Source organism: Nocardioides sp. (assembly GCF_031422975.1).
GTDB lineage: Bacteria > Actinomycetota > Actinomycetes > Propionibacteriales > Nocardioidaceae > Nocardioides.
In genome coordinates this window covers 1-5,432 of record NZ_JANPEO010000026.1, presented here as the reverse complement: position 1 = coordinate 5,432, position 5,432 = coordinate 1, and the positions used below count along the sequence as shown (strand labels likewise).

Sequence of the window (5,432 nt, the reverse complement as noted above, 5' to 3'; positions counted from 1 at the left end):
GATCGGGATCGGTGGCGAGCTGAAGTTGTGTGCCGTGGCTGCGGGAAGCTCACGGTAGTCGGCACCGCGCTCGGCCAGCTCGGCGAGCAGCAGGTCCAGGAAGTCGTAGGCGACGACGGGGTTGCTGACCGCGCCGGTGAGGGGGTTGTAGGAGAAGGTCGTCCAGGTCGTGACCTCCTGGAGACCGATCACCTCGGGATCGGCCGCCACGATCTCGTCCGCGATCGCGGCCATCCGCTCTTCGGGCGCGGTGGCCTGCACCGCGCCCCAGGTCCGCGTCGCGGCGCCGACGATGGCGTTGTTGTTGCCGCTGCCCAGTGCCGCGAGAATCGGACCCAGGTCGGCCCCGAGATAGAGGTTTCGGGTCATCACGGTCACGGTCCGAGCCGGCGAGGCCGCGTTGTCCGCCGCCTGCGGCGACGACGTGCCAGCGGATGCTCCGCCGCCGGGCGCGAGGGCGGCGGTCACCGTGAGCACCGTGGCGCAGAGACCGAGGCCGACGACGCGAAGGCGGGCAAGCGGACGGAGGACTCTGCTCATCATGATCGGACGGTGGCACGCGTCTCCCGCGTGCACAACACCAAAAGAGGGCATCCGCGCCGAGGTCGTCTCGACGCTGTGGGGTGGATCCGCCGCTATGCTCACCCACGATGAGCCTGCGTATAGATCCCGAGCACGTGAAGCGTTACCGGCAGATCGCACTCCTCCTGATCCGTCACGGGCGCGGAGACCTCGTCCGTTCGGCAGGGATCGACGTCGCGCTGGACGAGGAGGCCGCCGAGGGCGATCCCGACGCCGCCATACGTCTCGCCGAGGACCTCGAGGCGATGGGCCCGACCTTCGTCAAGCTCGGCCAGCTCATGTCCTCGCGTGTGGACCTGTTGAGCCCGGCGTACATCGAGGCCTTGTCGAGGCTTCAAGATGGCGTCGCACCGTTCTCCTTCGAGGAGGTCGAGGACATCGTCAGCAGCGAGCTGCAGGTGCGACTCTCGGCCGTCTTCCCCACCTTCGAGTCCACTCCGCTGGCCGCGGCGTCGCTCGGCCAAGTCCATCGCGCAACCCTGCGGGACGGTCGCGAGGTCGTCGTGAAGGTGCAGCGCCCCGGGATCAGGGAGCAGGTCCGCAAGGACATGGAAGTCCTCGCCGACCTGGCGCTGTTCCTGGACAAGCACACCGACACGGGTCGCCGTTTCGGCTTCGTGCAACTCCTGGAGGAGTTCCGCAAGGCGTTGGTCGACGAGCTGGACTACCGCCGCGAGGCCGACAACCTGGCGCGCATGCGTGACCTGGTCGCCGACCACGACCTCATCGTCGTCCCCGAGCCGGTCCCCGACCTGACCACCAGCCGGGTGCTCACCATGGAGTACGTGGCCGGCAAGAAGGTCACCGCCCTCGGACCCCTCGGCCAGCTCGAGCTGGATGGTGCTCCGTTGGCCGACCAGCTCTTCGCCGCCTATCTCGACCAGGTCCTCGTCCAGGGCGTCTTCCATGCCGACCCCCACCCCGGCAACGTGCTGGTGACACCGGACGGTCGCCTGGTCCTGCTCGACATCGGGATGATCGCGCGGCTCGCACCGGCGGTGCGCGACAAGCTGGTCAAGCTCTTCCTCGCCCTGGCAGACGCCCGTCCCGAGGAGGTCACGCGCATCGCGATCTCCTTGGGCGAACGGCTGCCGGAGTTCGACGAGGCGGTCTTCGCACGCGCGGTCGCCGACCTCGTCGGCCGCTCGGCCGACGCCTCGCTGTCGGACCTCGACCTCGGCGCCCTCGTGCTCCAGCTGACCCGCAAGGCGGGCGAGGCCGGTCTGCGCATGGACCCCGAGCTGGTGATGCTCGGCAAGACGCTGCTCAACCTGGACCAGGTCGCGGCGACGCTCGACCCGGGATTCCAGCCCCGCGAGGCACTGCAGCGACACATGACCGGGCTGATGAAGTCCTCCATGGGCACGAGCCCGGCGACGATGATGGCGTCGCTGTTGGAGGCCAAGGAGTTCGTCGAGGAGCTCCCGGGGCGGGTGAACCGTGCCTTCGACGCGGTGGGTGAGGGCAACTTCGAGCTGCGGATCAAGGCCTTCGACGAGGACGAGTTCCTGCGGGGCCTGCACAAGCTCGCCAACGTGCTGGCCGCGGCCGTGGTCCTCGCCGCGATGATCCTGGCCTCCGCGCTGCTGGCCAGGCCGTCAGGCGACGGAACATCGGTGGAGAACCAGATCGCCCTGGTCGTCTTCGTCGTGGCCGTCACCGTCTCCCTCGGCATGCTGGCCCGCATCGCGCTCCACAGCCGCAACGTCCGCACCAGTCGACAGCCCTGAGGCGACACCCAGGGTCGTGAGCTGCCGCCCGCCGCCAGGGACGGCGGACGTCAGCGGTAGGAGACCTTCACCGGATCCTCGGTGGCGGGGACGGACTGGCAGCCGAGACGGAGGCCCTCGTCGAGGTCTTCCTGCTCGAGCACGTCGTTGTGCAGCATCCTCACCTCGCCGGAGATCAGGCGGACGGCGCACGCGGAGCACTCGCCCTCGCGGCAGGAGTACGGCGCCTTGATGCCCTTGGACTCGAGGAACTCCAGCAGCTTCGTCCCGGGCTGCCAGTCGTCGAAGACGTGCTCCTCGCCGTCGAGCTCGATCTCGACCTTGACCGGCCCCGACGGCCCGACCGGTGCGGCGTCCTCGGCCTCGTCCGCGTCGTCGACCGAGGCGAGGGTGGCCTGAGCCGCCAGCACTTCCTCCACGTCGCCGAAGGGGTTGCCGCCGAGCGAGACGAACTTCTCCTGGTGTCGTCGCTCGCGCGGGAAGTCGAGTGCGCGCAGCGCGGTGGAGACGGCCTTCATGAAGGGCGCAGGCCCGCAGCAGAAGGACGTCCACGTGGAGTACGCCGCAGCGAACCCGCCCAGCTGGGCCTCACTGGGCAGCCCCTGGACCGACTCGAGCCAGTGGATGACCTGGAGGCGGTCCGGGTGTGCGGCGGCGAGCTCGGCGAGGGCGGAGGCGAAGATGACCGACGTCTCGTCACGGTTCGCGTAGAACAGCACGACCCGGGCGGAGTGCTCAGCCAGCGCCGTACGCACGATCGACATGATCGGGGTGATGCCCGACCCGCCCGCGAAGAGCAGCAGGTCGGCGGACCAGTCCTTGGGCGAGAAGATCCCCGAGGGCGGCAGCACGCGCACGGTGTCGCCGGGCCGGAGGTTGTCGTTGAGCCAGTTGGAGGCGTAACCGTCAGGCGTGCGCTTGACGGTCACGGTGAGCGGCTCGCCGGGCGGGGTGGAGATGGAGTAGCAGCGGGCCACCAGTCCGGTCCGGGCCGACGGCACTGCGAGGGTGAGGAACTGCCCCGGCGTGGACGCGAAGGCGCCGGCGACGTCGACCGGGACGTCGAACACGATCGACGAGGCGTCGGCGGTCTCGGCGACGACGTCGCGGACCTCGAGGAGGTAGGAGTCAGTATCCATCTTCGGCCCCGATCTTCAGCTGTCCGTCGCGCACGGCGGCGTCGATGCTCGCCTGCATCCGGGGACAGGATGCCCGGATCGGGCGGCCGGTCGGCGCGCTGTCCAGTCGGCGGAACTCCGCGCACTCCCCCAGCGACTCCGTGTGCCACTGGATCGAGGTGTGGTGCTCGGAGTTCTTCTTCACCCCCACGCTGGCGCGGCAGTCCAGGCACGCGACCTCGGTCAGCCGGGCCCGGGTGTAGAGCCGCTGGTCCTCGAGGGTGTCGGCGCTGGCGGGGACGATGTAGGCCATCAGTGGCTGGCCGCCGCGTCCTGGGCGGCCTTCTTCGCGAGGTTCTGCGCGACCTCGGCCCGCCAGAACTCTCCTGCCTTGGTGGTGTCGACCTCGAACTCGAAGCGTGCTGTCATCTCGTCGGTCACCTCGGCGGTGTCGACGTAGAACTGCTCGTACCACCGGCGCAGCTGGTAGACGGGGCCGTCCTCCTCGCACAGGAGCGGGTTCTGCACGGGCGCCTTGTTCAGCCAGATGTGGACGTCCTGGAGGAAACCGTCGCCGAACATGTCGGAGTACTTCGTGCCGACGTAGCGCGCCGTCTTGTCGTCGAGGCCCTCGGCCTTCTCGACGCACAGGCCGTACTGCAACCTGAACGAGTTGGGGCCGGTCGGGACGTGGCAGTTGACCAGGATGACCTTGGTCAGGAAGCCCTTGTAGTCGGTCTCGAGCCAGTTGATCATGAAGGACGGGCCGTAGTAGGTGGCCTCCGACGTGAGGATGAGGTTCTCGTCGCCGTACCCCTCCCCGACCATGTCGGGGCGCCCGGTCGACTCCATGAACTGGGTCGCCATGTGCCCCTCGAAGACGTTGCGGAACCTCGTCGGGAACGCGAAGTGGATGTAGAAGAAGTGCGCCATGTCCACGACGTTGTCGACGATCTCGCGACAGTGCGCGGAGGGGACGTCGAGGACGTTCCAGGTCCAGTCGGTGTAGCGCTCGGTGCCGATGCCCTCCAGCTCGGGCGGCAGCATGTCGTGGTCGGCCGGGCCGCCCTCCACGTCGTGCCAGATCATCAGCATGCCGTTGCGGATCACCGACTCGTAGCGCGCAGTGCGTGCCCGCAGCGGCACCCTTCGGGCGTACGGAATCGCCTTGCACCTGCCGTCGCCGCCCCAGCGCCAGTCGTGGAACGGGCAGGCGATCTCGTCACCCTTCACACTGCCCTGCGCGAGGTCGCCGCCCATGTGCCGGCAGTACCCGTCGAGCACGCTGAGGTTGCCCGCCGTGTCCGACCACACGACGAGCTTGCCACCGAACGCGTCCACGCCGTGCGGCTCGCCGTCGGTGAAGTCCCTCGCCAGTCCCAGGCAGTGCCAGCCACGGGCGAAGCGGTCGGGAACCGAACCGGTGTCGAGCATGCGGGTGTCACTCATGGCGCCATTATGGACTAAAACAAGAACACGTTCTAGTGTCGCCGCATGCAGGTAGCCCTCTCGCCCGAGCACCTCGCGCTGCAGCAGGAGCTCCGGGAGTACTTCGATGCCCTCGTCACGCCCGAGCGACGCGCCGCACTGTCGATGGCCACGTCGACGAGGGGCGGCGAGTTCGGCGACGTGGCGACGTACAAGGACGTCATCCGCCAGCTCGGGACCGACGGGTGGCTCGGCATCGGGTGGCCTCGCGAGTACGGCGGCCAGGACCGCTCGATGATCGAGCAGCTCATCTTCACCGACGTCGCGGCGGTGGCCGGGGTGCCCATCCCCTATCTCACGCTCAACACCGTCGGACCGACGATCATGCGCTACGGGACGGCTGAGCAGAAGGACTACTTCCTGCCGAGGATCCTGGCCGGCGACCTGCACTTCTCGATCGGCTACTCCGAGCCCGACTCCGGCACCGACCTCGCCTCCCTGAGGACGCGGGCGGTCCAGGAGGGCGACGAGTGGGTGATCAACGGCCAGAAGATGTGGACGTCGCTGATCCAGT

Annotated in this window: 6 protein-coding genes; 2 read left to right on the top strand and 4 right to left on the bottom strand. The window is 68.6% G+C overall.

Annotated features, from left to right (window positions below):
- On the bottom strand, nucleotides 1–543 hold a 543-nt coding region (locus tag RMO85_RS00845; protein ID WP_310525852.1), incomplete at its 3' end, for a hypothetical protein.
- Nucleotides 544–650: 107 nt separating this feature from the next.
- On the opposite strand from RMO85_RS00845, the gene RMO85_RS00840 reads away from it, so the two are divergent.
- Entirely contained in the window at nucleotides 651–2,312 is a 1,662-nt protein-coding gene (locus RMO85_RS00840) for an AarF/UbiB family protein (protein ID WP_310525851.1), read from the top strand.
- Between the two features lie 50 nt (nucleotides 2,313–2,362).
- Here RMO85_RS00840 and RMO85_RS00835 read toward each other — a convergent pair whose 3' ends face one another.
- From RMO85_RS00835 to RMO85_RS00825, 3 genes are read right to left on the bottom strand one after another with little or no spacing between them, the layout of a single operon-like run.
- Nucleotides 2,363–3,451, bottom strand: a complete 1,089-nt coding sequence (locus RMO85_RS00835; protein ID WP_310525849.1) for a ferredoxin--NADP reductase — start codon at nucleotides 3,449–3,451, stop codon at nucleotides 2,363–2,365.
- Nucleotides 3,441–3,743: a hypothetical protein gene (locus RMO85_RS00830; RefSeq protein ID WP_310525848.1), complete on the bottom strand. Its 303-nt coding sequence runs from the start codon at nucleotides 3,741–3,743 to the stop codon at nucleotides 3,441–3,443. Before RMO85_RS00830 ends, RMO85_RS00835 begins: the two co-directional genes overlap by 11 nt.
- Complete coding sequence (locus RMO85_RS00825) at nucleotides 3,743–4,879, bottom strand: Rieske 2Fe-2S domain-containing protein (protein ID WP_310525847.1); 1,137 nt, start codon at nucleotides 4,877–4,879, stop codon at nucleotides 3,743–3,745. The genes RMO85_RS00830 and RMO85_RS00825 overlap by 1 nt, the downstream gene beginning before the upstream one ends.
- Before the next feature lie 45 nt (nucleotides 4,880–4,924).
- Here RMO85_RS00825 and RMO85_RS00820 point away from each other — a divergent pair.
- A partial coding sequence (locus tag RMO85_RS00820) for an acyl-CoA dehydrogenase family protein (RefSeq protein WP_310525845.1) occupies nucleotides 4,925–5,432 on the top strand: 508 nt, incomplete at its 3' end.

What these genes read in the sequence shown, in the direction of transcription:
- RMO85_RS00840 (WP_310525851.1), top strand. Translation starts at nt 651, where the DNA reads ATGAGCCTGCGTATAGATCCCGAGCACGTGAAGCGTTACCGGCAGATC.
- RMO85_RS00825 (WP_310525847.1), bottom strand. Translation starts at nt 4,879, where the DNA reads ATGAGTGACACCCGCATGCTCGACACCGGTTCGGTTCCCGACCGCTTC.
- RMO85_RS00830 (WP_310525848.1), bottom strand. Translation starts at nt 3,743, where the DNA reads ATGGCCTACATCGTCCCCGCCAGCGCCGACACCCTCGAGGACCAGCGG.
- RMO85_RS00835 (WP_310525849.1), bottom strand. Translation starts at nt 3,451, where the DNA reads ATGGATACTGACTCCTACCTCCTCGAGGTCCGCGACGTCGTCGCCGAG.